Here is a 24487-nt window from a genome sequence, read left to right as displayed (position 1 = left end):
ACCCCCAGCAACGCCCGCCCCAGCGAGAGCACCTCGAAGCTCTGCGCGTTGGCGAAGACGTAAGCCCCGGCCGCCCCCGCCAGCATCAGCGCGGGGTGGACGAAGCGCGGCCCGTAGCGGTCGAGCAGCGAGCCCAGGGGCAGGTTGACCAGCGCGAAGGCGAGGTAGAAGAGGCTGGTCATCAGGCCGAGCTGGGCAGGGGAGAGCCCCAGGTCGCGCTGGAGGTCGGCGGAGATGACCGCGTTGGCCGAGCGGAAGAAGTAGGAGAGGAAGTAGGCCAACAGCAGCACCACGAAGACGCGCAAGGCAGCGGGCATGACGCGATCATCCTACCGCCCACGCCGGCGTTTCGGGGTTCGGCCTCGAGGCCGTAGGCTAGTCCCATGCGCCCGACCCTGAGCTCCACCCTCTGGCTCGAGCTGCTCGGCGGCCTCCTGATCGTCCTGGGCGCCCTGGTGGCCTGGGCCGCCCTCTTCGTCGCCAACCACCCGCCCGACCCCGCCCTCAGCCAGAACCTCCTGCGCGTCCGCATCGACCTCGGCGGCTTCGTGGAAGGGGTGGCCTCGAGGCTCTCCTTCGCCGGGGCCGTGATGGCCGGAACCGGGGCCGTGCTCTTCTTCGGCGCCCACCTGCTCATCCGCACCTTCCGCGCCGTCCTCGGCCTGGCTACAGCGTTCGCCCTAGGCGTCTGGCTGTGGATCCGTCTGACGTGAGGAAAGGCCCATGGCTAGTGGCGAAAGGAACACCCCTCCCCGGCGCCGGGGCAAGGAATATCCCCCCTGGCCCCCTTGCCAAGGGGGGTGAAGAAAAGGCGTCTTTCGTCTCGCGTACGACGTAGGACGTACGACCCGCGTTTAGCGTTTTGCGTCTTGCGTCTTGCGTTTGGCTATCGGCTATCGGCTACTTCTTCAGCGACACCAACTCCGTCGTAATCCCCGCCATCACCGACTTCACCATGCCGACCCCCTCCGCGTACCAGGTGGTCCCGCCGAAGCTCTGGGCGGGCATGGGCTGGCTCTGGCCGCCGACGTTCATCGCCATCTCGGTCTTGGTGGTGGTCTCGACCTTGAAGGCCTGGAAGGTGCCCGCGGGAACCTTGACGGCTTCGCGGGCCGTGATCTTGGCGTCGGTGCTGGACTTGCCGGTCATGGTCATCTTCTGGCCGCCGCTGTCGAAGCTGCCTTTGAGGTCGTAGCTGTAGGTCCAGGCCAGGCCCACGCGGAATTGGGACGGGATCGCCACCCCCTTGGCGTTGGTGGTCTCGAGCTTGAAGCCCTGGTTCTGGCCGAAGGAGCCCTGGTCGAGCGACATCAGACCGTTGGCGTCGCAGCGCCAGCGCAGTTCGAAGGAGCTTTCCTTGGTGGTGTAGCGCAGGGTGAAGCCCTGGTCGCTGACGTTGGTGACGGTGAGGCTGTAGGTCTCGTTGACCTGGCCGCTCTGCTTGTAGGTCCAGGTCCAGCCCTCGCGCACGGGGTAATAGGGGTGGTCGCACTTGGCCCAGCCCAGGCCGAAGGCGGCAATGCTCAGCAGGAGTATGGCCCAATGCTTCATGTCGGTCCCTCCAAGCCCTACACTACCGCGCGGCTGTTACTCGAGCGTTAAGAGCGGTTGCCCAGCACCGCCAGCACCACCCCCGCCAGCATCACCACCGCCCCGGCCAGCACCTGCGGGCCGGGCAATTCGCCGAACAGCGCAAAGGCCAGCAGGCTGGCGCCGATGGGCTCGAGCAAAATCACCAGCGTCACGATCACCGGGCTGATCCACCGCACCGCCCAGTTGAAGCTGGTGTGGCCCACCAGCTGGGGGATCAGCGCCATCAGCAGCACCCACAGGTAAAACATGGGGGGATAGCCGGTGAGGCCGGTCTGGAAGAGGGGCGGCAGCAACAGCAGGACCACCGCGGCCGTGCTGTAGGCCACCGCCGCGTAGAGCCCGATGCCGAAGCCCCGCTGCTGGGCCTCGCGCCCCAGCAGGAAGTAGCAGGAGGCCGCCAGGGCCCCGAGCAGGGCCAGCAGGTTGCCCAGGGTGGGGTTGGGGCCGGGGTTGGAGCTGTCGGCCAGGGCGATCACCACGCCCCCGGCGAAGGCCACGGCGATCCCCGCCAGGGTGAGGCCGCTGGGGCGCTGCCGCAGCCAGAGCCAGGCGATGAGGGCGACCCAGATGGGGTTGGTGTTGACCAGCGTGGTGCTCACGGCGATGGAAGTGAAGGAGATCGAGGTGATCCAGGTGGCGAAGTGCAGCGCCAGGAAGACCCCGGCCAGCACGGCGTAGACCCAGGCCCCGCGCCCCAGCCGCGCCCCCCGCAGCGCCCGCCAGGCGGGAAGCAGCAGCAGCGAGGCCGCCGTTAGCCGCAGGGCGCTGATCGCCAGGCTCAAGCCCGGGCTCTCGGAGCCGGCGGCTCCGGTGGCGAGCCGCACCAAAACCGAGCCGAAGGAGATCGCCAGAACGCCGGCGCCCAGGACGAGCGCGAGGGTGAGGTTGCCGGGTCGCACGGGCCTGATTGTATCCCGCGTAGGGCATCTGTCCTGGGTTCAGGTGGTAGGAAGCATGGGTATACTCAGGCCAGTTGGCGTCAATCGGAGGCAGCTATGGTGCAGATCGCGGTGCCAAAGGAAACCGCGCCCGGCGAGCGCAGGGTAGCCCTTACCCCGGAGGTGGTGGCCCGGCTGGTCAAGGAGGGCTGTGCGGTGCGGCTCGAGGCCGGTGCCGGGGCATCGGCCTTTTTCACGGACGAGGCCTACCGGCAGGCGGGGGCCGAGGTTGTCCCGGCGGAGGCGGTGCTCGAGGGGGCCCAGGTCGTGCTCACGGTGGGGCCGCTCGAGGCCTCCGCGCTGCCGCGCGTCTCGCACGAGGCCATCCTGATCGGCTTCCAATACCCCCACCGCGACCCCAAGCGGGTGGAGGCCCTGGCGGACTGGGGCATCAGCACGCTGGCGATGGAGCTCATCCCCCGCATCACCCGCGCCCAGAGCATGGACGCGCTCTCCTCGCAGGCCACGGTGGCGGGCTACCGCGCCGCCCTCATCGCGGCGCAGCTCTCCAGCCGCTTCTTCCCCATGCTCACCACCGCCGCCGGGACCATCCGCCCCGCGCGGGTGCTGGTGATGGGGGTGGGGGTGGCCGGCCTCCAGGCCATCGCCACCGCCAAGCGCCTGGGGGCCAACGTCTGGGCCTACGACGTGCGCAAGGCGGCGGCGGAGCAGGCGCTGAGCCTGGGGGCCAAGGTGATCGAGCTGCCCATCAGCGCCGAGGGGGAGGGCGGCTACGCCCGCGAGCTCACCGCCGAGGAGCAGGCCATGCAGCTCGAGGCCCTCGCCCGCCAGGTCGGCCAGATGGACGTGGTGATCACCACCGCCCAGATCCCCGGCCGCCGGGCCCCGGTGCTGGTCACGGCCGAGATGGTGGGCCGCATGGCGCCGGGCTCGGTGATCGTGGACCTGGCGGCGGAGTCGGGGGGCAACTGCGAGCTGACCCGCCCCGGCGAGACCGTAGAGGCCGGCGGGGTGCGCGTCGCCGGGCCGCTCAACCTGCCCAGCGAGCTGCCCGTCCACGCCAGCGAGATGTACGCCAAGAACCTCTACAACCTCTGCAAGCTCCTCCTCAAGAACGGCGAGCTCGCCCCCGACTGGTCCGACGAGATCCTGGCCGGGGCGCTGCTCACCCACCGGCACGAGATCACCCACGGCCCCACCAGGCTCTTGGTGGGGGCCTGAGAACCGGAGGTCCGAACTGTGGATAGCACCTGGGCAGCGCTCTACATCTTCCTGCTGGCCGCCTTCACCGGCTACGAGGTCATCAGCCGGGTCCCCGTGATCCTGCACACCCCGCTGATGTCGGGCTCCAACTTCATCCACGGCATCGTGCTGGTGGGGGCGATGGTGGTGCTGGGCCACGCCGACACCCTGCTCGAGCAGGCCATCGGCTTCGTGGGCGTGGTGCTGGGCGCGGCCAACGCCGCCGGGGGGTACGCCGTCACCGAGCGGATGCTCGAGATGTTCGAGCGGAAGCCGAAGGGGGGTCAGTAGTCCGTCGCCGGTGGTCCATCGCCCGAGCTAGCGACCACCGGCCGTCGGCGTCTTCTTATGGATACCTTCGTCCAACTCGCCTATTTCCTCACCGCGCTGGTCTTTATCCTCGGCCTCAAGCGCATGGCGGCGCCCGGCACCGCCCGCAGCGGCATCGTGTGGGCGGGGCTCGCGATGGTCGCGGCCACCCTGGTGACCTTCCTCACGCCGGGCATGCGGAACTTCGGCCTGATGGTCGTGGCGCTGGTGCTGGGCACCGTGATCGCCTGGGTGGCGGCCAAGCGGGTCGCCATGACCGACATGCCGCAGATGGTGGCCATCTACAACGGCATGGGCGGCGGCGCGGCGGCGGCCATCGCCGCGGTCGAGCTGCTGCGCGGGGAATTCGAGAGCACCGGCCTGATGGGGCTGGCGTTGCTGGGGGCCCTCATCGGCTCGGTCTCCTTCACCGGCAGCCTCATGGCCTTCGCCAAGCTGCAGGGCCTCACCAGCAGCCGCCCCCTGATCTTCCCCCTCCAGCGCCCCGTCAACCTCGCCGTGCTGCTGCTGGCGGTGGCGGTGGGGGTGTGGGTGCTGCGCGACGACGCGGGGCTGTACATCCTGCTGTTCTTCGTGGCGGCGCTGGCCTTCGGCGTGCTGATGACCCTGCCCATCGGCGGGGGGGACATGCCGGTGGTGATCTCGCTGTTCAACGCCTTCACCGGGCTGGCGGTGGGCTTCGAGGGCTTCGCCATCGGCAACCCGGCCCTGATCGTGGCGGGGACGGTGGTGGGCGCGGCGGGCACGCTGCTCACCGTACTGATGGCGCGGGCCATGAACCGCTCGATCGCCAGCGTGCTGCTGGGGGGCTTCGGGGTCGAGCAGGCGGGGGGCGAGGTCAAGGGCAGCCTCAAGCCCATCGACCTCGAGGACGCCGCGGTGATGCTGGGCTACGCTTCCAAGGTGATCTTCGTGCCCGGCTACGGCATGGCGGTGGCCCAGGCCCAGCACAAGCTGCGCGAGCTCTCCGACTTGCTCGAGGCCAAGGGCATCGAGGTCAAGTACGCCATCCACCCCGTCGCCGGCCGCATGCCCGGCCACATGAACGTGCTGCTGGCCGAGGCCGGGGTGGCCTACGAGAAGCTCTTCGACCTCGAGGAGATCAACCCCGAGTTCCCCACCGCCGACGTGGCCGTGGTGATCGGGGCCAACGACGTGGTAAACCCCGCCGCCCACCGCAAGGGCTCCCCGCTCTACGGCATGCCCATCCTCGACGTGGACAAGGCCCACAACGCCATCGTGGTCAAGCGCGGCCAGGGCAAAGGCTTCGCCGGGGTGGAGAACGAGCTGTTCTACGCCGACAACACCCGCATGCTCTACGGCGACGCCCAGGACGTCTTGGGCAAGCTGGTGCAGGCGTTGAAGAGGTTGTAGAGGGGCGGTGGCTGAACGCAGGACGGGAAACGCAAAACGCAAAACGCAAGACGCTGGGGGTGGGTCGTACGTCTTACGTCGTACGCCGTACGCAAGACGCCTTGGCCTTCGACAGGCCACGAGCCACGGGGCGTGAGCTGACGGCGGGCGGCTGGTCGCTGACGGCTAATTCCGGTGAAAAATGCAGACCCAGGGCTTGACACGGACGTGTGGTGGGCGGTAATGTGCAGCCCGGAAGCAATTCCAACAGTTTTTGGCACGCGGAGCGAATACCAAAAAAGAATTTGGTCAATCGGGCGGTCGCCGTTTGCGTGCAGTGGGCTGCTGGAAACGCTTCCATGGTAAGGAGGAGTCAATGAAGGCAAGCAAGTGGCTGATCGTGGCCCTGTCGCTGACGGTGGGTGCCGCTGCCCTGGCTCAAGGGGTGACCATCCGCGTGGCGGGGGATTCCACTGCGGTGGGCGAGGGTGGCCGGTGGATGAAGGCCAAGGCCGAGGAGTGGGCCAAGAAGACCGGGAACAAGATCGAGTACATCGACTCGCCCGCCGACACCAACGACCGCCTGGCGCTTTACCAGCAGTACTGGGCGGCCAAGAGCCCCGACGTCGATGTGTACATGATCGACGTGATCTGGCCGGGCATCGTGGCCCCGCACGCCGCCGACCTCAAGCAGTTCTTCACCCAGCAAGAGCTCGCGCAGTTCTTCCCGCGCATCGTGGAGAACAACACCATCAAGGGCAAGCTCACCTCGATCCCCTTCTTCACCGACGCCGGCTTGCTGTACTACCGCACCGACCTGCTGCAGAAGTACGGCTACTCCAAGCCCCCGGCCACCTGGGCCGAGCTCGAGGCCATGGCGACCAAGATCCAGGCCGGCGAGCGCGCCAACAACAAGGACTTCTGGGGCTTCGTGTTCCAGGGCAAGAGCTACGAGGGCCTGACCTGCGACGCGCTCGAGTGGATCTACTCCTTCGGCGGCGGCCTGGTGGTCGAGCCCGACGGCAAGATCTCCATCAACAACGCCAACGCCCGCACCGCCCTCACCACCGTGCGCGGCTGGGTCGGCAAGATCGCCCCTCCCGGCGTGACCAGCTACGCCGAGGAGGAAGCCCGCAACGCCTTCCAGAACGGCAACGCCGCCTTCATGCGCAACTGGCCCTACGCCTACGCGCTCGGCCAGGCCGACGGCAGCCCCGTCAAGGGCAAGATCGGCGTGTCCGTGCTGCCTAAGGGCCCCGGCGCCAGCGGCAAGAACGCCGCGACCCTGGGCGGCTGGCAGCTCATGGTCTCGGCCTACTCCAAGAACCAGAAGGTCGCCGCCGACCTGGTGCGCTACTTCACCAGCGTGGAGGTGCAGAAGGACAACGCCATCAACCTGTCCCGCCTGCCCACCCGCCCGGCGCTCTACAACGACAAGGACGTGCTGGCGAAGAACGCCTGGTTCAAGGACCTGCTGCCGGTGTTCCAGAACGCCGTGGGCCGCCCCTCGGGCGTGGCCGGCGCCAAGTACAACCAGGTTTCCGAAGCCTTCTGGACCGGCGTCCACGAGGTCATCAGCGGCCAGAAAGCCGCCGACGTGGCCCTGAAGGAGATCGAGACCAAGCTGCAGCGCATCCTGCGCTAAGGCTGGGGCGACGGGGGCTGGATATTCCAGCCCCCCGCTTTTTCGTTATGCTTTCGATCGAGCAACACGGGAGGCTGTGGAATTGCCGATGGAGGCAGGTGAAGAATGCTGAGTGTCCGTCAAACCCGCTTGGCTTGGCTGCTGGTGCTGCCCACCTTGCTGGTGGTGGCCCTGGTGGCGGGGTATCCCCTGGCTCAGGTGTTTTACTACTCCTTTTTCAAAGCGGACATCGCCTTCGTGGAACAGCCCGAGTTCGTGGGCTTTGAGAACTACCTCTTTTTGCTGCGGGACCCCGACTTCCGCCAGGCCTTCTGGAACACGCTGCAGTTCACGTTCTGGTCGGTGGGCCTCGAGACCATCCTGGGCCTGGCTATCGCCCTCATCGTGCACTCCAACTTCAAGGGGCGCGGGCTGGTGCGCACCGCCATCCTCATCCCCTGGGCCATCCCCACGGTGGTCTCGGCCAAGATGTGGCAGTGGATGCTCAACGACATCTACGGCGTGATCAACGTCATCGGGACCAAGCTGGGCATCCTGAGCACCAAGGTGGCCTTCTTAGCCAACCCCAACCTGGTGCTGCCCGCGATCATCGCCGTGGACGTGTGGAAGGCCACCCCCTTCATGGCCCTGCTGCTGCTGGCGGGCCTCCAGCTCATCCCCTCCGACATCTACGAGGCTGCCGACATCGACGGCGCGAGCAAGTGGCAGCAGTTCTGGACCCTGACCCTGCCCCTCCTGACCCCCGCGCTGGTGGTGGCCCTGATCTTCCGCACCCTCGACGCGCTGCGGGTCTTCGACGTGATCTTCGTGATGACGGGGGTGAACACCGCCACCAAGAGCCTCGCGGTCTACAACCGCCAGACCCTCATCGACTTCCAGGATTTGGGCTACGGCTCGGCGGTGTCGGTGGCGATATTGGTGATCATCATGGTCTTCGTGGTGCTGTACATGCGCTTCGTGGGGGGGGTGAGCCGCAATGACTAAGGGCCCGTGGCTCATCATCCGGCGCGTCCTCTTCTACGCGCTGGTGGTGTTCGTGGTCGTCTACAGCGTGTTCCCCTTCTACTGGGCGGTGATCTCGAGCTTCAAGCCCAGCGACGCGCTGTTCAGCTCCAACCCCAGCTTCCTGCCCATCCCCTTCACGCTCTCGCAGTACGAGAACGTCTTCAGCGGCGCGGCCTTCGGGCGCAACCTGGTCAACTCGCTCATCGTCGCGGGCTTCGCCACCTTGATCTCGCTGGTGCTGGGCGTGCTCTCGGCCTACGCGCTGGGCCGCCTGCGCTTTCCCCCGCGCAACGCGGTGCTCTACATCGTGCTGGCTATGACCATGTTCCCCCAGGTCTCGGTGCTTTCGGGCATGTTCGTGCTGCTGCGCCAGCTCGACCTCTTCAACACCTACGGCGGCCTGATCTTCTCCTACCTGCTCTTCACGTTGCCCTTCACCATCTGGGTGCTGACGGGGTACTTCCGGGGGCTGCCGCGGGAGCTCGAGGAGGCCGCCTACGTGGACGGGGCCACGCCCATGCAGACCCTCATCCGGGTGATGCTGCCCCTTACCGGCCCCGGCCTGGTCACCACCGGCCTGCTGGCCTTCATCCAGGCCTGGAACGAGTACCTCTTCGCCCTGACCTTCACCATCGGCAACCAGGCCAAGACCGTGCCGGTCGCCATCGCCTCCTTCGGCGGGGCCACGCCCTTCGAGATCCCCTGGGGCTCGATCATGGCGGCCTCGGTGATCGTGACGGTGCCGCTGGTGATCATGGTGCTGGTGTTCCAGCAGCGCATCGTGGCGGGGCTGACGGCGGGGGCGGTGAAGGGGTAGGTTGTTAGAGGCCGATAGCCGATAGCTGAACGCCCAACGTCGGGGGCGGGTCGTACGTCGTACGCGAAACGCAAGACGCAAAACGCCAGACGCGAGACGCCTTGGCCCCCGACCCTAGGCCCTAGACCCTCGGCGAGCCACGGGCCGCGGGCCATGAGCCCCGCTCACCGCTGACGGCTGACGGCTGCCCCCTCACGGCAGCCGCTCGGGGGCGTGCTCGAGCCGCTCGTGGCTCAGGAACAGCAGGGTGCCCTGGTGTGGGGGGAGCTCGAGCGTCAGCGCCTCGAGCGGGCCCTGCTCCAGGGGGCCTTTGGCCGGGTCGAGGGCGAAGAGGGGGGGCTCGAGGCCGAGGTCGGCCAGCGTGTAGCGCCGGGCGGCGGGCTCGCCGGTGGGGTTGAAGAGGAAGACGGCCGCGCCGCGGGCCGGGTCGCCGCGCACCTGCACGAGCACCGGGTCGCCGGTGCCCAGCAGCGGGAAGCGGCAACCGCCGGGGGCGGCCTCCAGGCACTGCCGCCACAGCTCGAGGCGGGCGGGGGAGAGCTCGTCGAGCGCGTCGCTGGTGAGCATGACCCCGCCCATCATCGCGGCGAAGCGGGCCAGGGACTCCTGCTCGAGGGGGCTGAGGTGGTGGAAGCGCTCGCGCAGCAGCACGCAGTCGGGGTCGGCCTCCCACAGCAGGTGGTTGCCGAAGTTGCGCAGCGCCAGCCCGTGGAGCCGTTCGCGGGCGTCGGGCGGCCACTCGGCCCCCACGTCCCGGCCGGTGCGGATGCCGTCCACCAGCCCCACCGAGGGCCACAGCGGGGCGCCGCAGCCCACCCACAGCGCCTCGCCGATCTCCTGGCGGATCATCCGGGCCACCCGTCGCCAGATCTCGACGCGGGTGAGGCCGGGGGTGTGGTGGAGGGCGCGGTCGGGGCCGTGTTCCATGCCGAAGAACATGAAGTCGGTCTTGAAGTAGGCACAGCCCCACTCCTGCCGCCAGGTGCGGAAGACGCGGCGCAGGTACTCCAGCGCTTCGGGGTGGGTGGCGTCGAGGACGTAGTACTCCTCGCTGCGCTTGTGCCAGCGGAACTCGCCGTAAAAGCGCATCTGCACCAGCGGCCCGCCGGTGTGCCGGTCGCGCACCACCCAATCCGGGTGGAGGCGGTAGAGGCGGCTGCGGTTGCCCACCACGAAGGGCGCGATCCACAGCCCCGGGACGAAGCCGGCGGCCCGGACGTCGTCGAGCAGGGCCTTCATCCCGCGCGGGAACTGCGGCCTGACCTCGAGCCAGTCGCCCATCTCGGGCGTGAAGCCGTCGTCGATCTGGAAGACCCGCATGGGCAGCCCTTCGCGCCCCGCTACCCCCGCCGCGCCCTGCAGGTGCTCGAGCAGGTTCTCCTCGCTGATCGAGCCGTAGAGGTTGTACCACGAGCACCAGCCGGTGATGGGCCCAGAGGGGAGGCGCGGGGGCGGGTCGGCGGCCTGGGCGACGGCCCGCGCCCACTCCCGCAGCGCCTCCTCGACCCCGGCGTGGGCGAAGGCCAGCAGGGTTTCCGCCTCGCAGCGCCCGCCGGGGCCAGGGGCCTTGCGGTCCCACAGGGTCTCGACGGTCAGGCCGCCCGGGGCCAGCGTGAAGCGGTGCTGGAAGCGGTCGTGCCGCTCGAAGCCCAGCACCGCGCTGCCCGGGCCTTCGCGGGGGAGCAACTGCGTCAGGGCGTAGCCGGTGCGGGGTTGGGGGGCGGCCTCGAGCCCCGCGTACTCCGCCCCGTCCCAGCTGTGATATCCCTGGCGCAGGGCGGCCCGCACGCCCTCCAGCCGCGCGAAGTGCAGCCCGAAGCTGTCGAGGACGAGATCGGCGGGGGAGCCCTCGAGCCGGTAGCTCACCCGGCAGCGGTCGCCCTGTATCCGCGCCTCCAGGCCGAAGCGGCCCTCCGGGAGGGCGTACTCGAGGCTCAGCCCGTGCGCGCCCTCCCGGACGTGCGTGGGCTCGACGTAGTGCGTCGTCCCGTTCACCACCGGGTAGCAGCGGCGCAGCGCGAGGTGGGGCGAACGCAGGCTCAGGGTGTGGTCCTCGAGCAGCGGCCTCATCGCAGCCGCACCTCCTGCCCGGTCTCGGCGGAGCGGCGGGCGGCGAGGGCGAGCTCGAGCGACTTCGCGCCCTCCCGGATGGGCGTGCGGGCGGGGCGGTCGTCGCGGATGGCCCGGATGAGGTCGTGCATCTGGGCCAGGAAGAGGTCGCGGGCCGACCGGACCTCGAGCGGGGGCTGCTCGGGGCCGGTAGTGAAGTGAAAGGTGGCGTGGTTGGGGTCGGTGAAGTCGGCGGTGAGCTTGTGCGCGACGAGGCGGAAGTCCTTGATCCAGCGGCCCGGGATGGCGCCGTTGGTGGCGTAGACCACGCCCAGCGCCCCGCCCTCGAAGGCGGCGACGGTGGCGCTCACGTCCTCGGCGGTGTAGCCGGGGGTGTCGCGGTGGAAGAGGTTGGCGGCCTTGGCGTAGACCGTCACGGGGTCGCCCAGCAGGTAGCGCAGCAGGTCGAAGAGGTGGATGACCTGCTCGACCATCTGCCCCCCCGAGCGGGCCCGGTCGCGCCACCAGGGGGCGTGCAGGGCGTTGCAGAAGTAGCGGGCGCTGACGAGCCCGACGGGGCCGGTGTCCAGGCTCCGCAGGCGCTCGAGCGCCTCCCCGAAGCGGTACATGAAGCCCACCTGGGTCTTGATGCCGGCCTGCTCGGCGGCCTCCACCATGCGCCAGGCCAGGGGGAGCTCGAGGGCGATGGGCTTCTCGATGAGCAGGTGGACCCCGCGCCGCGCGGCCTGCTCCACCTCGTCGGAGTGGCCGTAGGGCGGCAGGGCGACGACCAGGAGGTCGAGGCCGGCGTGCTCGAGCAGGGCGTGGTGGTCGGTGAAGACGGCGGCCTCGCCGCTCGTGAACTCCGCGGCGAGGGCCTGGGCCTTGTGCAGGTTGCGGTCGCAGCAGGCGACGAGCCGGGCTTCGCCCTGCAGCTCGAGCAGCACCCGCGCGTGGGCGCGGGCGATGCCGCCGCAGCCGAGGATGCCGACGCGCAGGCGCTTCATGGTTGTGGGAACTCCAGCACGGCCTGCACCACCTGCTCGGGGGTCTGGTCGAGGGCCTCGAAGAGCGCGGCGGCCTCCTCGAAGGGCCGGACGTGGGTGACGAGGGGGCGCAGGTCGAGCACGCCCTCGTGCTGGAGCCGGATGGCGGTCTGGGCCTGGCGCACGTCGTCCCAGCGGTACTTGAGCTCGGGGTCGGGGCCGGAGATCTGCGAGCAGACCAGGTTGATGCGGTTGTGATGGAACTCCTCGCCCAGCCGCAGGCCCTGGGCCTCGCCCTGGAAGAAGCCCATCGCCACCACCCGCGCCGAGTAGGCCGCCGCCCGGATGGCCTCGTTGAGGGCCTGGGTCGAGCCCGTGACCTCGAGGCACACGTCGGCCCCGCGCCCGCCGGTGAGGTCCTTGACGGCCTCGGCCACCTTGCCGGCGCGGGCGTCGAGGGTGACGGGGGTGCCCAGCCTCCGGGCGAGCTCGAGGCGCGCCGGGTGCAGGTCCACCCCGATCACCTGGGCTCCCGAAGCCCGGGCCATCTGCGCCACGATCTGGCCCAGCGCCCCCAGCCCGAACACCGCCACCGTCTCGCCCAGCCGGATGCGCGCGTCGTGGACGCCGTTGAGCGCGATGGAGCCGATGCGCGAGAAGATGCCCAGCAAGGGGTCGAGGCCCTCGGGGAGCCGCCGGGGCCGCAGGTAGGCCGCGCTCAGCACGGCGTGGGTGGTGTGGTTCCACACCCCGAAGACGCGCGTGCCGGGCAGGAGGTCGCTCACGCCGGAGCCCACCTCCACCACCTCGCCCACCTCCTCGTAGCCCCACCCGCGCAGGGGATAGGGCGTGCTGGGGGCGGCGTCGGCGAGGAAAAGCCGCCGCTCGGGGTCCCAGCGCTTGTGGACGTAGGGGTTGGTGCCCCGGTACGCGGTGAGTTCGGTCCCCGCGCTGATCCCGGAGTAGAGCGTGCGCACCCGCACCTCCTCCGGCCCCAGGGGCGGGTCGTCGTAGTCCTCGAAGCCGATCTGGCGGGGTGCGGTGAAGATCAGTCGTCGTGCCACGGGGGTCCTTTCAGTGTTGGGGTCGTACGTCGTACGTCGCGGGTCGTACGCCTGAACCTGCGGATAGCCGATAGTGGGATAGCTCATAGCAAATGTCTAGCACCCTGTCCTGTGAGCGGTTGGCGTATTGGCGTAAGACGTACGTCCTGACCTCAGTTGTCCACCACCCACGCCACCTGGTAGGGCCTGAGGATGCCCGTGAACCACTTCCCGCTGAGGAGGTCGCGGCCCACCCGGCTCACCACCTGCGAGCGGGCGGTGACGTTGATGTAGCAGCCCACGCTCTGCTCGCCGCTGCCGCGCACGACGCGCAGCACCTCCTTGGAGGGCAGGACCTGCTGGGGGGCGTTGGGGTGGAAGGCGGGGTGGGAGGCCCGCACGCGCAGGAGGTGGGTGTAGGCCGCCAGCACCTTCGAGGCCCTCGAGCCGGGGTCGCCGAGCAGTTGGTCGAGCTCGGCCTGGGTGAACTTGTGCCGGTTGAGCCGCCGGTTGATGCCGCTGGCCTCGAGCGCTTCGTGGTCGGAGGGGGAGCCCAGGAGGCTGTGGACGTAGACGCCGGGCACCCCCTGGAGGGTGAGCAGGACGGCGTTGGCGGCCATGAAGCGGGCGATCTGCAGGCTTTCGGGCTCGGGCTCCTCGAGGTAGGGGTGGTTGAGCGCGTCGAAAAGCGTCAGGCACAGCTCGTAGGGCACCGGGCCGTCGGGGGTGTCCTTGTAGTTGACCCGGCCGCCGTGGTCGAGGGCCATCTGCATGAGGGCCGCGATCTCGACGGGCTCGAGGATGCCGCCCGCGGGCACCACGCCCAGCCCGTCGTGCGAGGCGAGGAAGTTGAAGAAGGTGGTGTGGGGGGAGGGGGGCTCGAGGGCGGCAGCCCACTGCGCGAGCTTGGTGGCGTCGCCGGTGCGGAAGGTGTGCAGCACCAGCGGCGGAAGCGGGAACTGGTAGACCATCTGCGCCTCGTCCTGCCCGTCGCCGAAGTAGGCGACGTTGTCGCGGTGGGGCACGTTGGTCTCGGTGACGAGCAGCACCCAGGGGGCCACCGCGTCGAGCGCCAGGCGCAGCAGCTTGACGATGCGGTGCGCGCCCTCCAGGTGCATGCAGGAGGTGCCGACCTCCTTCCAGATGAAGCCCACCGCGTCGAGCCGGATGAGCTGCGCCCCGTGGCGCACGTAGTGCAGCAGCGCCGAGACGACCTCGAGCAGCACCTCGGGGTTGGCGTAGTTGAGGTCGATCTGGTCGGGGGAGAAGGTCGTCCAGACCAGCTTCTCGCCGCTGGGGGTCTGGAAGGGGGTGAGCAGGGGCAGGGCGCGGGGCCGGAACACCGCGCTGAGGTCGGTGCCGGGCTCGACGGCGATGAAGTAGTCGCGGTACTTGGGGTCGTCCTGCAAGAAGCCCTGGAACCAGGGGCTCGAGGCCGAGACGTGGTTGCACACCAGGTCCACCATCAGCCGGAAGTCCTTGCCGATGGCCTCCACGTCCGGCCAGCTCCCCAGCTCCGGCTCGACGGCCTTGAAGTCCACCACGCTAAAGCCGTCGTCGGAGGTGGAGGGGTAGAAGGGCAGGATGTGCACCCCCGAGAACACCCCCTGCAGGTGCTCGCGCAAAAAGCCGTGCAGCGTCCGCAGGGGCGGCTCGCCCTCCGCCTGGATCTGGTCGCCGTAGGTGATGAGGACGGCGTCCTTCTCGCTCCAGCGCCCAACGCCCGGGCTGGCCTCTGCCCTGGGGAAGGCCTCGAGCAGGTTCTGCAACCGCTCGAGCACGCTCCAGGCCTGAGGCGGGTAGAGGAACTCGAGGTGCTCCAACATCCGGTGGGCAATCTCGGAAGGAATCGGCATTGTTAGTACAAAGATATTACGGGGAGGCATTAGCGATCAGCCGTCAGCGGTCAGCCGTCAGCCGCCGGCGTCGAGGGTCGAGGGCCAAGGGGTCTGGCGTCTTGCGTTTGGCGTTTAGCCATCAGCACCCTCCGCCGCCCAGTCCAGCCACGTCGCCGCCGTCCAGGAGAAATTCCCCCCGCCCAGCCCGGCGCCGCTGACGGGGTGGTAGTACTCGCTGAAGCCCGAGAGTTCGGCCAGCTCGCGGGTGTCCTGGCGCAGGCGCTCGGCGAGGGCGAGGTGGCCGTACTCGCGGAAGCCGGTGGCGACGAGGCGGTTGACCACCGCCCACACCGGGCCGCGCCAGTAGCGCTGGGGCTCGAACTCGGGGTGGGCGGGGTCGGTGCTGGGCACCAGGTAGCGCACCTGGCGGCCCCAGGCCTCGAGGGTACGGGCCAGCCGCTCGGCCCGCTCCAGGCTGGCGGTCCCCGCGTACAGCGGAAGGAAGGAGGCGTTGGTACCGACGCGGATGGGCGCGTCCTGCACGAGGTCGTGGTTGTGGTAGAGCCCGCTTTCTTCGTCCCACAGGCCCTCGATAGCGGGCCCGCTGGCCCGGAGCCAGCCCTCGATCTCGGCCTCGTCGCCGAAGCCGAAGCGCCGCGAAAGCCACAGCAGGTCGCGGTTGGCGCGGTGCAGCACGCAGTCGATGAGCAGGCTGACCACGCGGAAGGGGCACTCGCGGTGCAGGCGCAGTTGGTCGTAGCCGGCGCGCTTGTAGACCTCGAGCAGCGAGAGGAAGCGGTCGTACTCGGCCTTGTGCGGGCGCTGGCTGGGGTCTACGTGGCTGGTGTCGCGGCGGGTGTAGGGGGGGAGGTGGGGGTCTACCGGCACGCGGGCCAAGGCCTCGTCCCAGGCCGGGCTGTTGTCGGCGCCGGTCTCCCAGGGGTGGAGGGTGGTCATGAGGCCGGTGTCGTGCGGGTCGCGCTCGCGCTTGAACCAGCGGTGGTAGGCCAGGATCTTGGGGTAGAGGGCGCGGGTTTTTTCTTCCGCCAGCGCTTTATCCTGGGCCCGCTCGAGCATCCAGCGCACGAAGGTCGCCACCACCGGCGGCTGGGTGATGCCCGAGGTGGGCGGGGTGTGGGGGGCCCCCCAGCGGTCGGGGCCGGGGAAGTAGGTGGCCTCAGGGCGGTGGAAGACGATGTGCGGCAGCATCCCGCCGGGCCACTGGCCCTCAAAGAGCAGCTCGAGCTCCTGCCAGGCCCGCGCCTCGTCGAACCTCATCCAGCCCAGCGCGGTAAAACCCGCGTCCCAAAGCCACTGGAAGGGGTAGAGACCGGCAGTGGGCACGGTGAAGCCGCCCCGGTCGTTGGCCCTGAGGATGCGGATGGCTTCCTGATCCAGCGATTCTCGAGTCTGCATGGCTACCTCGCGTGGGTGAGCGCCTCCCCGCTTCCGGGGTCGTGCCAGCGCAGGCGGCCCGGCTGGGGCCTGAGCCAAAGCGTCTGGCCGGGCCGGGCTTCGAAGTCGGGGGGCACCGTGACCTTGAGGTGCTGCCCCTCGTAGGCCAGGGTGAGCAGCAGGTGCGGCCCAAGCGGCTCGACCACCAGCACCTCGGCGGGGAAGCTCTGCGGCTGGGGCTGGGGGTGGGCCTCGAGGTCTTCGGGCCGCACCCCCAGCAACACCTCGCGGCCCTGCGGCGCGGCGGGGAGGTCGAGGGTCAGGGTCTGGATCTTCGCCTGCGCCCCTTCCACCGGCAGCCTGAGGAAGTTCATCGGCGGGCTGCCGATGAAGCCGCCCACGAAGGTGTCGGCGGGCTCCTGGTAGATCTTCATGGGCACGTCGTACTGCACCACGTTGCCCGTGCTCATCACCGCGATGCGGTCGGCCAGGCTCATGGCCTCCACCTGGTCGTGGGTCACGTAGAGCGTGGTGGTGCGGCTCTCGGCCAGCAGGCGCTTGAGCTCGGCCCGCATCTCCAGGCGCAGCAGCGCGTCGAGGTTGGAGAGGGGTTCGTCCATCAGCAGCACCTCGGGCTCGACGGCCAGGGCCCTCGCCACCGCGACGCGCTGGCGTTGCCCGCCCGAGAGCTGCGCGGGGTAGCGCCCCAGAAGCCCCTCGATGTGCATGAGCGTGGCGGCCCGGTCCACCTGCGCCCTGACCCGCTCGGGCGAGGCCTTTTGCATCCTGAGCCCGAAGGCGATGTTCTCGTAGACGGTGAGGTGGGGGAAGACCGCGTAGTTCTGGAAGACCATCGCGATCCTGCGCGAACGCGGCGGCAGCGCCGTCACGTCGCGCCCCCCGATGAACACGCGCCCCGTGTCGGCGTGCTCGAGCCCCGCGATGATCCGCAGCAGCGTGGTCTTGCCGCAGCCCGAAGGGCCCAGCAGCACCACGAACTCCTGGTCGCGCACCTCGAGCGAGACCCCGTTGAGGGCGCGCACCTTGCCGAAGAGCTTGACGATGTTTTCCACCCGGATTCCGGCCATAGGCCTCCTTTAGGGTCGTACGTCGTACGCAAGACGCAAAACGCGGGACGCTTTGGGCCTCGGCTCTGGACCCTCGACCCTGGACCCTGGACCCTAGACACGCCACGAGCTGATGGCTGACCGCTGATAGCTCCTCACCGGTTGGCGATCCCCCACAGCGTGAACAGGTAGCGCCGGATCACGAAGATGAAGACCAGCGCGGGCACGATCAGGAAGAAGCCCCCGGCGAAGCGGAAGGGGAGGGGGGAGTCGTTGAGGGCGGTGAGGAGGAAGGCGGGGAGGGTGCGCTCGCGCAGGGTGAGCAAGGTGGCGGCGAAGACCTCGTTCCAGGAGATCACGAAGGCGAAGATGGCGGTCGCGGCCAGCCCGGGCAGGGCCAGGGGCAGCACCACCTTGAGGAAGGCCTGGATGCGGGTGCAGCCCAGCGTCCAGGCGGCCTCCTCGAGCTCCTTGGGGATGCCCAGGAAGAGGCTGCTGGTGACCAGCACCGCGAAGGGCAGGGCCAGGGCGGTGTGCACCAGGGCCACGCCCAGCGCGGTGTCGTAGAGGCCCAGGTTGATGAAGCGCACCGCCAGCGGGATCGCCAGGATCGCCAGGGGGAAGGCCCGGGTCATGAGGATGAGGACGCGGTAGGCGTCGCCCCCGGCGAAGCGGTAGCGGGCCAGGGCGTACCCGGCGGGTGCGCCCAGCAGCACGGAGAGAACCAGCGTGAGGCCCGCCACCAAAAAGCTGTTGCGGATGGCCTTGCCCACCCCCTCGACGCCGAAGAAGAAGGCGATGGTCTCCAGCGAGAACTGCTGCGGCAGGATGCCCTTGGGCCAGGCGAACACCGAGGCCCGGTCGCTGAAGGCCAGCGTGGCGATGAGGAAGATGGGCACCAGCACCCACAGCGCCAGCACCACCGCGAGCGTGAGGTAGACGAGGCGCGCGTTCATGCGGCCGCCTCCTGCCTGGAGCGCATCAGCCGCAGGTACACGAGCGTCGCCGCCACCGAGATGCCCAGGATCAGCACCGAGTAGGCCGCCGCCACGCCGGGGCTCTGGTAGGCGTTGTACCAGAAGTAGGCCTCCCCGGCCAGCACCGGCAGGTTGCGCCCTCCCAGCGCCACCACCACCGCGAAGACCTCGAGCGCCAGGATCGTCCGCAGGATCAGCGCCACCTGCAGGCTGGGCATCAGCAGGGGCAGCGTGACCCGCCAGAACCGCCGCCAGGGGGTCGCCCCGAACACCTCGGCGGCCTCGCCGTACTCCTTGGGGATGAGCTGCAACCCCGCCACCAGGATCACGAAGACGATGGCCGTCGCCCGCCACACCTCCGCCGCCACCACCGCCAGGAAGAGCATGGCCGGGGTCTCGTAGCTCAGCCACAGCCGCGGCTCCTGGATGACCCCCACCGCCTGCAGGAAGCTGTTGAGGTAGCCCCGCTCGGTGAAGATCGAGAGCCACACGATGCCCGCCGCCAGGTCGGAGATGCCCAGGGGGATGGTCCAGACGTACAAGAACAGGTCGCGGCCCCTTTTGATCCCGCCCAGCAGCATCGCCATGCAAAGCGCCAGCACCACCTGCAGCGGCACCATCACCACCGTCAGCAGCACCGTGTACTTCACGGCGTCCTTGAAGTAGAGGTCGGAGGCCATGCGCTGGAAGTGCTCGAGCGTCCAGCGCCCGTCCCCGCCCCGCACCGACAGCAGCAGGGCCTCCACCAGCGGCCAAGCGAACAGAAACAGCAAAAACAGCACGCTGGGCAGGATCAGCACGTAGGGGATGTACCGTTCACTCCGCATAAGCCCCTTTGTGTGTCGAATGCTGAAAAGGGTCGATGGTCGATAGCGGATGGTCGATAGCCGGGCGCGGGTCGTACGTCCTACGTCGTACGCAACACGCCAAACGCAAGACGCAAGACGCCAGACCCCTTGGCCCTCGACCCTCGACGTCCGCGGGGAGGGGTGACCACGAGCCACACGCTGCGAGTCATACGCCTTCCGTCTTTCGGCTATCGACCACCGGCCATCAGCCATCGACCTCGGGCTAATTCACCGGGCACGGGCCGTTGCTGGCGGGGTCGGGCGACCAGCAGGGGGCCTTGGTGTCGTTCATGACGCGGCGGAGGTTGGCGGCCTCGGCGTCGAGCACGCGCCGGATGTCCTCGCCCCGCAGGATGATGCGGGCGAAGGTGTCCTGGAAGACCTTGTTGTACTCCCCGCCCTTGGCCCCCAAGCCCACGGGGAGCAGGCTGGGCAGGGCCACGTTGCTCTGGGCCTGCCGGGCGATGGCGTCGGCGCCCATGCGGGTGCCCTGCGGGAGGTTGTCGGGGAGCTTGGTCTGGATGACCGGGAAGAAGCCGTTCTCCACCAGGGTGGTGAGCTGGACCTCGGGGCGGGTCAGGTACTCGATGAGGGCCACGGCCCCGGCGCGGTTGGGCGCACCCTTGGGGATGGCGAGCCCGGCGAGCACCGGCATGAAGCCGCGGCCGTAGGGGCCGATGGGGGCGGGGAAGGCCACGAAGTCGTTGGGCTTCTGGTTCAGGCCGTCGCGCAGGCGGGCGATGTGGTCCCAGGCCACCCAGACCTCGCCGGCCAGCAGGGGTTCTTGCATGAAGTCGTAGGTCGTCGATTGGGGGTTGACGTACTGCCACAACGCCTTGAACTCGCTCCACATGCGGTGCGCCTCGTCGCTGCGGAACTTGCTCACCGCGCTCTTGGTGTACGAGGGGTAGAGGTAGCCCTGGGTGAAGCGGTGCATCAGCCCGCGGGGCCCGGCGGGGAAGCCCAGCAGGCGCTTGCCGGTGGCCTTCTGGAGGTTGGCGCCCCACTCGCGCAGCTGCGAGTAGGTCAGCGTGTTGACGTTGGCCCCGGCGGGCAGGTACTGCAGGGCCTGCTTGTTGGCGACCATGATGTAGGTCGCCTGCATCCAGGGGATGTAGTACTGGTTGCCCGTGCCCATCTTGCCCAGGTTGACGAAGGTGGGGGAGAACTTGCGGTCCTTGAGCTGGCTCATCACGTCGTCTACGGGCTCGAGCGACCCGGCCGAGATGAGGGGCGGGAAGTCGCCGTGCAGCCCGCCGACCAGGCTGACGTTCACCTTCCCGGCCCGCGCCTCCGAGAGGATGCGGTTGGTGAAGGGGGCGTTGTCCTCGGGGATGAACTCCACGCGCCCGGAGAAGTCCTTGAGGATGACCTGGCGCATGCGCTGGGCCTCCTCGATGGGGGTGAACTGGGTGGAGACGAACAGCACCGACGGCTGCTGCGCGACCACCGCGGCCAGCGCCACCAGCAGCCCACCGACCAAGCTAAAGCCGATCCACTTCTTCCTCATGCCTGCCTCCTTCTCGCCTAGCTTTGCGGCGGTCCGTCCGACCCCCGCAGGATCAACTCGGGCACCCAGATCTCCCGTAATTCCTCGGCCGGCGTCCCGGCCAGCCGGGCCAGCAGCATCTCGACCAGCCGCCGCCCCATCTCCCGGAAGGGCTGGTGCAGCGTGGAGAGGGGCGGGTCGGTGTAGTGGGCCTGGGGGATGTCGTCGTAGCCGATGACCGAGACCTCCCGGCCGGCCTTGAGGCCGCGCTCGCGCAGGGCCCGCAGGGCCCCCAGGGCCATCAGGTCGTTGGCGCAGAGGACGGCCGTGGGGGGGTGGGGCAGGTCCAGCAGGGCCAGGGTGAGGCGGTAGCCGCTCTCCTCGCTCAGGTCGCCCTCGAGCACCCACTCCCGCCGCAGGGGAATCCCGGCCTCCTCCAGCGCCCGCCGGTAGCCCGCCAGGCGGTGCTGGGCGAAGTTGAGCTCGTGGGGTGCCCCGACGAAGGCGACGGCGCGGTGCCCCAGGGCGATGAGGTGCTGGGCGGCCTGGCGGAAGCCGCGCTCGCCGTCGATGTCGAGGAAAGGGAAGGGCTCGTGGATGAGGTCGCTGCGCCCGTGGACCACGAAGGGGACCTTGTGCTCGAGCAGGTACAGGATGCGCTCGTCGCGCTGGCGGGTGCGGGCGAGCACCAGGCCATCCACCCGCTTGCCCTCGACGAGGCGTTGGTAGCTCGCCAGCTCCTGCGGCCCGGGCGGGCTGGTCGTCACCAGCAGGTCGAGGCCCGCCCCCGACAGCCCCTCGCCCAGCCCGGCGAGCAGCTCGAGGAAGAAGGAGTCGGCGAAGCGCCCCTGCGGCGCGGGGATCACCACCCCCACGGTCTCGGCGCGGCCCTTGCGCAGGCGCTGCCCCAGCGGGTTGGGGCGGTAGCCCAGCCGCGCGGCGGCCTCGAGCACCCGCTCCCGCGTGGCCGCGCTCACCCGCTGGGGGTTGTTGAGCACCCGCGACACCGTGGCGATGGAGACCCCGGCCTCCTGGGCCACCTTGCGGATGTCGGCGCTGGTTGGGGCAGGGTTACGCGGCAAACCACCCTCCGGGTGCAGGCTGAAAGGGCCTGCTGCTGCACGAGATGTAAACGTTTTCCACTACCCTAGCACCGCGCGGCCCCTTTGGCAAGCCCCCGGCCTCGAGCCCCGGCACGGACGCCATTCCCGCCGGCACGCCCACGCCGAGGGCTTGTTTATACCCCGTCCAACTGCATTCACCGGGTGAGTCGGGTATTTTAGAACGATGCACGAAGTCCGATTCAACGCCTTCCATTACCGCGACGATGCCCTTCACCTCGAGGGCACCTATTTCAAGGGCCGGGTCCAGTTGTTGGACAAAGCCGGGGTCAAGGCCTGGCGGGTCTTCGTCTGGCACCGCCTGGAGGACGCCGAGAAGGGGAGCTGGGTGCTCGAGGGGCTGAATCCCCTTCCCTTCAACGTCTACGACGACATGACCTGCACGGCCGAGGGCGTGCCCGACCTCAAGCTCTGGCTCGACCCCTTCGGCTTCCGCTGGGAGGGGTTGGAGGCGCTGGAGCTCGAGGCCCACCGCTTCGGGCAGCTCGGCAAGTCGAGCGTGTGGCACACCAGCGAGTGGACCGCCTTCCACGAGGTCAACGACGGGCTGCCGCTGGGGGCGGGCATGTCGCTCTTGGTCAAGGAGAAGCCCGAGCGGCGCTACTACGGCCTGGGCGAGCGCACCGGCTTCCTCGACAAGAAGGGCCGCGCCTGGACCAACTGGGCCACCGACGACCCCATCCACTACCCCGACACCGACCCCCTCTACCAGGCCCACCCCTTCCTCATCGGCTTCGAGGGCGGGCAGGCCTGGGGGCTCTACCTCGACGAGACCTGGCGCACCGTCTTCGACTTGGCCTCCGCCGAGGACCACCAGACCATCCTCCGCACCGACGGCCCCACCTTCGACCTCTACCTCATCCCCGGCCCCGGCCTCAAGGAGGTCGTGCACAACTACACCGCGCTGGTGGGCCGCGCCGGCCTGCCGCCTTTGTGGGCGCTGGGCTACCACCAGTGCCGCTACAGCTACACCCACCAGAGCCTCGCGCTGGAGATCGCCCGCGAGTACCGCGACCGCGACATCCCCCTCGACGCCTTGTGGCTCGACATCGACTACATGGACGGCTTCAAGGTCTTCACCTTCTCCCCGGGCCGCTTCCCCGACCCCAAGCGGCTGACCTCGAGCCTGCAGGAGATGGGCGTCAAGACCGTGACCATCGTGGACCCCGGCGTCAAGAAGGAGGCCGGTTACCCGGTCTACGAGGAGGGCCACGCCCGGCAGTTCTTCGTGCGCTCGCACCGCGACGAGGAGCTGTGGGGCGAGGTCTGGCCCGACCCCGCCGTCTGGCCCGACTTCACCCGCCCCGAGGTGCGCGAGTGGTGGGGCGGGCTGCACCGCTTCTACCTCGAGCAGGGCGTCGCGGGCATCTGGAACGACATGAACGAGCCCGCCGCCTTCAGCGTCTTCGGCCAGACCCCCCCCAAGGACAACCGCACCCTGCCCAACTCCGCCCGCCACGGCAACCACTACCACGCCGAGGTGCACAACCTCTACGGCTACGGCATGTGCCAGGCCACCTACGAGGGCTTGCGGCGGCTCGAGCCGGGCAAGCGCCCCTTCCTCCTCACCCGCTCGGGCTTCGCGGGCATCCAGAAGTACGCCTTCGTCTGGACCGGCGACAACCACTCCTACTGGGAGCACCTCGAAGGCTCCATCCCCATGATCCTCAACCTGGGCCTGAGCGGGGTGCCCTTCACCGGGGCCGACATCGGCGGCTTCTCGGCCCACGCCGACGGCGAGCTGCTGGCGCGCTGGACCTGGCTGGGGGCCTTCTACCCCTTCATGCGCAACCACTCCGGCAAGACCAGCCGCCGCCAGGAGCCCTGGGTCTTCGGCCCCCGCTGGGAGGAGTCCATCCGCGAGGCGGTGCGTTTCCGCTACCGGATGCTGCCCTACCTCTACACCCTGGCCCAGGAGGCCGTCGCCACCGGCCTGCCGCCCATGCGGGCGATGGTGCTCGAGCACCCCCAAGACCCCGAGGCCCCCGTCCTGCACGACCAGTTCATGTGGGGCAGCGACCTGCTGGCCGCCCCCGCGCTGCGCCCCGGCCAGCGGCACCGCCTGGTCTACCTCCCGCAGGGCGAGTGGCAGGAGTTCTGGACGGGCGAGACCTTCGAGGGCCCGCTGCACCTGCCCGTGACGACCCCCCACGACCGCGTCCCGCTGTTCCAGCGGGCGGGCAGCGCCGTTCCCACCACCCGGGTCGAACCCCACACCACCGACGCCTACTGGGAAGTGCTGCGCTGGCAGGTCTGCTTAGGCCCCGAGATCCGCGGCCGGGTCTTCGAGGACGCGGGCGAGGGCTACGGGCCGGGCCAGGTGAGCGAGCTCGAGGGCACCTACGACGGCTACACCCTGCGCCTGGCCTTCACCGACCGCTCCGGCCAGCCCCGCCACCGCGTCGAGGCCGTGATCCACGGCGTGCGCGAGCCCCAGGGCGGCCCCAGTGTCCACCACTACGACCCGCAGACCCAGACGCTGACCGTGGACCTCACGTCGGGGGCGGCGGAGGTTCACTGGTGAGGTTGGTGGTTGAGGGTTGATGGCTGATGGCTGATCGCCGGGTGCGGGTCGTGCGCCTGAGGCGGGTCGTACGTCGTACGTCCTACGTCGTACGCACGACGCAAGACGTAAGACGCAAGACGCAAAACGCAAGACGCGGGTCGTACGTCCTGCGTCGGGCGCCAAACGCAAGACGCCAAACGCCAGACGCCTTGTCACCCCCCTGAGCAAGGGGGGTTAGGGGGGATAAACCCTCCCCGCGCGGGGAGGGTTTATCCCCCCTAACC

Annotated in this window: 21 protein-coding genes; 8 read left to right on the top strand and 13 right to left on the bottom strand. The window is 69.4% G+C overall.

What is annotated here, in order from left to right:
• Positions 1–317: MFS transporter (locus tag Mterra_RS06060; protein ID WP_119314370.1), on the bottom strand; the 317-nt coding region annotated here is incomplete at its 3' end.
• A gap of 66 nt (positions 318–383) precedes the next feature.
• On the opposite strand from Mterra_RS06060, the gene Mterra_RS06055 reads away from it, so the two are divergent.
• Positions 384–713 carry a hypothetical protein gene (locus tag Mterra_RS06055; RefSeq protein ID WP_119314369.1) on the top strand — a complete coding sequence of 110 codons (330 nt, stop codon included), beginning with the start codon at positions 384–386 and terminating at the stop codon, positions 711–713.
• 187 nt (positions 714–900) lie between these two features.
• On the opposite strand, the gene Mterra_RS06050 is transcribed toward Mterra_RS06055, so the two are convergent.
• Positions 901–1551, bottom strand: a complete 651-nt coding sequence (locus Mterra_RS06050) for a TapB family protein (RefSeq protein WP_119314368.1) — start codon at positions 1549–1551, stop codon at positions 901–903.
• Positions 1552–1598: 47 nt separating this feature from the next.
• Positions 1599–2492, bottom strand: coding sequence for a DMT family transporter (locus tag Mterra_RS06045; protein ID WP_119314367.1), 894 nt, complete (start codon positions 2490–2492; stop codon positions 1599–1601).
• Positions 2493–2588: 96 nt separating this feature from the next.
• Here Mterra_RS06045 and Mterra_RS06040 point away from each other — a divergent pair, with 96 nt between their 5' ends.
• The 6 genes from Mterra_RS06040 (at position 2589) to Mterra_RS06015 (ending at position 8884) form a co-directional block, all read left to right on the top strand.
• Entirely contained in the window at positions 2589–3713 is a 1125-nt protein-coding gene (locus tag Mterra_RS06040; protein WP_119314366.1) for a Re/Si-specific NAD(P)(+) transhydrogenase subunit alpha, read from the top strand.
• Between the two features lie 18 nt (positions 3714–3731).
• A complete protein-coding gene (locus tag Mterra_RS06035) occupies positions 3732–4025 on the top strand; it encodes an NAD(P) transhydrogenase subunit alpha part 2 (protein ID WP_119314365.1) in 294 nt (97 codons plus the stop codon).
• Positions 4026–4082: 57 nt separating this feature from the next.
• Positions 4083–5438, top strand: coding sequence for an NAD(P)(+) transhydrogenase (Re/Si-specific) subunit beta (locus Mterra_RS06030; protein ID WP_119314364.1), 1356 nt, complete (start codon positions 4083–4085; stop codon positions 5436–5438).
• A gap of 355 nt (positions 5439–5793) precedes the next feature.
• A complete protein-coding gene (locus Mterra_RS06025) occupies positions 5794–7062 on the top strand; it encodes an ABC transporter substrate-binding protein (RefSeq protein WP_119314363.1) in 1269 nt (422 codons plus the stop codon).
• Between the two features lie 105 nt (positions 7063–7167).
• The gene (locus tag Mterra_RS06020) at positions 7168–8046 is read left to right on the top strand and encodes a carbohydrate ABC transporter permease (RefSeq protein WP_119314362.1); all 879 of its coding nucleotides are present in this window, start codon (positions 7168–7170) and stop codon (positions 8044–8046) included.
• On the top strand, positions 8039–8884 hold the full coding sequence (locus Mterra_RS06015; protein ID WP_119314361.1) for a carbohydrate ABC transporter permease: 846 nt from the start codon (positions 8039–8041) through the stop codon (positions 8882–8884). Before Mterra_RS06020 ends, Mterra_RS06015 begins: the two co-directional genes overlap by 8 nt.
• Positions 8885–9076: 192 nt before the next feature.
• Here the strand turns inward: Mterra_RS06015 and Mterra_RS06010 are convergent, their stop codons facing one another.
• The 10 genes from Mterra_RS06010 to Mterra_RS05965 all read right to left on the bottom strand — a co-directional run bounded on the left by Mterra_RS06010 (position 9077) and on the right by Mterra_RS05965 (position 21658).
• Entirely contained in the window at positions 9077–10954 is a 1878-nt protein-coding gene (locus Mterra_RS06010) for a glycoside hydrolase family 36 protein (RefSeq protein ID WP_119314360.1), read from the bottom strand.
• Positions 10951–11940 (bottom strand): Gfo/Idh/MocA family protein, encoded by a 990-nt coding sequence (locus Mterra_RS06005; protein WP_119314359.1) that lies wholly within the window; start codon positions 11938–11940, stop codon positions 10951–10953. Before Mterra_RS06005 ends, Mterra_RS06010 begins: the two co-directional genes overlap by 4 nt.
• Positions 11937–12983 (bottom strand): zinc-dependent alcohol dehydrogenase, encoded by a 1047-nt coding sequence (locus Mterra_RS06000; protein ID WP_119314358.1) that lies wholly within the window; start codon positions 12981–12983, stop codon positions 11937–11939. Before Mterra_RS06000 ends, Mterra_RS06005 begins: the two co-directional genes overlap by 4 nt.
• Positions 12984–13135: 152 nt before the next feature.
• Positions 13136–14818 (bottom strand): sugar phosphorylase, encoded by a 1683-nt coding sequence (locus Mterra_RS05995; RefSeq protein ID WP_119314357.1) that lies wholly within the window; start codon positions 14816–14818, stop codon positions 13136–13138.
• A gap of 114 nt (positions 14819–14932) precedes the next feature.
• Positions 14933–16216 (bottom strand): MGH1-like glycoside hydrolase domain-containing protein, encoded by a 1284-nt coding sequence (locus Mterra_RS05990; protein ID WP_119314356.1) that lies wholly within the window; start codon positions 16214–16216, stop codon positions 14933–14935.
• Between the two features lie 2 nt (positions 16217–16218).
• Positions 16219–17283, bottom strand: a complete 1065-nt coding sequence (locus tag Mterra_RS05985; protein ID WP_119314355.1) for an ABC transporter ATP-binding protein — start codon at positions 17281–17283, stop codon at positions 16219–16221.
• Positions 17284–17417: 134 nt separating this feature from the next.
• Positions 17418–18218: a carbohydrate ABC transporter permease gene (locus Mterra_RS05980; protein WP_119314354.1), complete on the bottom strand. Its 801-nt coding sequence runs from the start codon at positions 18216–18218 to the stop codon at positions 17418–17420.
• Positions 18215–19066, bottom strand: a complete 852-nt coding sequence (locus Mterra_RS05975; RefSeq protein ID WP_119314353.1) for a carbohydrate ABC transporter permease — start codon at positions 19064–19066, stop codon at positions 18215–18217. The genes Mterra_RS05980 and Mterra_RS05975 overlap by 4 nt, the downstream gene beginning before the upstream one ends.
• Before the next feature lie 244 nt (positions 19067–19310).
• A complete protein-coding gene (locus tag Mterra_RS05970; RefSeq protein WP_119314352.1) occupies positions 19311–20597 on the bottom strand; it encodes an ABC transporter substrate-binding protein in 1287 nt (428 codons plus the stop codon).
• Positions 20598–20614: 17 nt separating this feature from the next.
• Complete coding sequence (locus Mterra_RS05965; RefSeq protein ID WP_245971542.1) at positions 20615–21658, bottom strand: LacI family DNA-binding transcriptional regulator; 1044 nt, start codon at positions 21656–21658, stop codon at positions 20615–20617.
• Between the two features lie 205 nt (positions 21659–21863).
• Here Mterra_RS05965 and Mterra_RS05960 point away from each other — a divergent pair, with 205 nt between their 5' ends.
• Positions 21864–24221: a glycoside hydrolase family 31 protein gene (locus tag Mterra_RS05960; protein ID WP_119314350.1), complete on the top strand. Its 2358-nt coding sequence runs from the start codon at positions 21864–21866 to the stop codon at positions 24219–24221.
• The last annotated feature ends 266 nt before the right edge of the window (positions 24222–24487 follow it).

This window comes from Calidithermus terrae, from assembly GCF_003574345.1.
Classification (GTDB): Bacteria; Deinococcota; Deinococci; order Deinococcales; family Thermaceae; genus Calidithermus; species Calidithermus chliarophilus.
The sequence above is the reverse complement of the archived record's forward strand: the minus strand, read 5'-3'. Positions and strand labels throughout refer to the sequence as shown.